Here is a 2,584-nt window from a genome sequence, read left to right on the forward strand (position 1 = left end):
CGTGCCGGGGAGGATAGGCTGGGCAATCTGGCGCGGACCGCGTCGATCGGCCTGCCGGGCCTGTCGGAGCCGGAGACGGTGCGGCATTACACCCGCCTCAGCCGGCAGAATTACGCCATCGACCTCGGCCTCTTCCCGCTCGGTTCGTGCACGATGAAGCACAATCCGCGGCTGAACGAGAAGATGGCGCGGCTGCCCGGCTTCGCCGACGTGCATCCGTTGCAGCCCGTCGACACGGTGCAGGGCGCGCTGGCGGTCATCAACGAGCTGGCGTTCTGGCTGATCGACCTGACCGGCATGGAGGGCGTCGCGATGTCGCCCAAGGCGGGCGCGCACGGCGAATTGTGCGGGATGCTGTGCATCAAGGCGGCGCTGGAGAAGCGCGGCGAGGGGCATCGCAAGGTCGTGCTGGTGCCCGAAAGCGCGCACGGCACGAACCCCGCGACCGCGGCGTTCGCGGGATTCAGCGTGGAGGACATTCCCGCCAACGCCGACGGGCGCATCGACCTCGACGCGCTGACCGCGCGGCTGGGGCCGGACATCGCGGCGGTGATGATTACCAATCCCAACACCTGCGGCCTGTTCGAGCGCGACCTGAAGGCGATCAGCGACGCGGTCCATGCGGCGGGCGGCTACGTCTATTGCGACGGCGCCAACTTCAACGCCATCGTCGGGCGCGTGCGACCGGGGGACCTCGGCGTCGATGCGATGCACATCAACCTGCACAAGACCTTCTCCACCCCGCACGGCGGCGGCGGGCCGGGATCGGGGCCGGTGGTGCTGTCGAAGGCGCTGGCGCCGTTCGGCCCGCTGCCCTTCACCGCGAGACACGCGGACGGGCATATCCAGTTGATCGAGGAAGAGACGGCGGGGGACGACCATCCCGACACGTTCGGGCGGATGACCGCGTTCCATGGGCAGATGGGGATGTTCACCCGCGCGCTGACCTACATCCTCAGCCACGGGGCGGACGGCCTGCGGCAGGTGGCGGAGGATGCGGTGCTGAACGCCAATTACATCCTGCGCTCGCTGGAGGGCACGCTGGACGCGCCGTTCGCGCATTCGGGGCCGTGCATGCACGAGGCGATCTTCTCCGATCGCGGCTTCGCGGACGGATTCTCGACGATCGATCTGGCCAAGGCACTGATCGACGAGGGGTTCCATCCGATGACGATGTATTTCCCGCTGGTGGTGCATGGCGCGATGCTGGTCGAGCCGACGGAAACGGAATCGAAGGCGGCGCTGGACCAGTTCATCGGCGCGCTGCGCTCTGTCGCGGAGCGCGCGAAGGCGGGCGACCCGTCGCTGAAGACCGCGCCGCATTTCGCGCCGCGATCGCGGCTGGACGAGACGCTGGCGGCGCGGCGGCCGGTGCTGGTGTGGAAGGAGCCGGTCGTGGTGGCGGGGGCGGCGGAATAATCCGGGGACCCGTCCCATGTCCGTTCGTGCTGAGCGCAGTCGAAGCACATGCGGCACGCGTGCCCTTCGACTGCGCTCAGGGCGAACGGACATGGTGGTTCGACCTGAACGACCCTCGTTTCAACTCGCGGTCAGCGCGCCATCCACCGTATACGCCGCGCCGTTGACGTAGGCGGCGGCGTCCGACGCGAGGAAGGCGACGACCGCCGCGACCTCCTCCGCGCGGCCGTAGCGTTGTTGCGGGATGGCGGTGGCGCGTTTCGCTTCCTCGCTGCCCGCACCGGTGTCGATCGACGCCATCATCCGGCCGCTGATCGGGCCGGGGTTCACGCAATTCACGCGCACGCCGCGGCCCGCCACTTCCAGCGCGGCGACGCGGGTGAGGCCGACGACCGCATGCTTGCTGGCGACATAGCCCGCCATGCCCGGCGCGCCGCCGAGGCCCGCGACGCTGGACGTGTTGATAACGGCGCCCGACCCCTGCGCCAGCATCACGGGCAGGACGTATTTCAGGCCCAGGAACACGCCGTCGACGTTCACCGCCAGCACCGTGCGGAAGGCGTCGAGCGGATAGTCGGCGATCGGCGCGATCGGCCCTTCGACCCCGGCGTTGTTGAAGAACACGTCGATCCGCCCGGTATCGGCGACCATCGCCGCCACCGACGCCTCGTCGGTCACGTCCACGGTCAGGATGCGCGCATCGGGTACCGCGGCGCGCAACGCGGTCCAGTCCGCGCCGGCGAGATCGGCGGCGACGACGCGCGCGCCCTGTCGCGCCAGCAGCGCCGCGGTCGCGGTGCCGATCGCCCCCGCCGCGCCGGTTATCAGCGCCACCTTGCCCGTCATTGCGGTCATGTCCGTCTCTCCCTCGCGAGCAGCAGCATCGCCGCCAGTCCCACCAATGTCGCCGCGCTCATGTACCAGGCGGGCGCGAGCGCGTCGCCGGTCGCCGCGGTCAGCCACGCGACCGCGAATTGCGTCGTCCCGCCGAAGATCGTGACCGCCAGCGCGTAGAGCATGGCGAAGGCGCCCGATCGCACGCGCGCGGGCAGGCCCTCCATCGCCACGACCAATGTCGTGGTCAGCGTCAGCGCGACCGCGAAGCGGGTGACGAAGCCGACCGCGTACAGCGTCGCGGGCGTCGGCGCGCCGGTCAGCAGCGCGA

2 protein-coding genes and 1 pseudogene are annotated in these 2,584 nt (G+C 70.1%); 1 reads left to right on the top strand and 2 read right to left on the bottom strand.

The features are described from left to right. The coding region (gene gcvPB, locus ASG29_RS07375; RefSeq protein WP_235532823.1) for an aminomethyl-transferring glycine dehydrogenase subunit GcvPB at nt 1-1,419 on the top strand (1,419 nt) is incomplete at its 5' end. 120 nt (nt 1,420-1,539) lie between these two features. On the opposite strand, the gene ASG29_RS17015 is transcribed toward gcvPB, so the two are convergent. Continuing rightward, nucleotides 1,540-2,274, bottom strand: a complete 735-nt coding sequence (locus ASG29_RS17015; protein ID WP_055982474.1) for an SDR family NAD(P)-dependent oxidoreductase — start codon at nt 2,272-2,274, stop codon at nt 1,540-1,542. Beyond that, nucleotides 2,271-2,584, bottom strand: a pseudogene (locus ASG29_RS17020) (hypothetical protein); the annotation flags it as partial. The gene ASG29_RS17015 and the pseudogene ASG29_RS17020, both read right to left, overlap by 4 nt.

Origin of the sequence: Sphingomonas sp. Leaf412, from assembly GCF_001425405.1 — a bacterium.
Taxonomy (GTDB): Bacteria; Pseudomonadota; Alphaproteobacteria; order Sphingomonadales; family Sphingomonadaceae; genus Sphingomonas.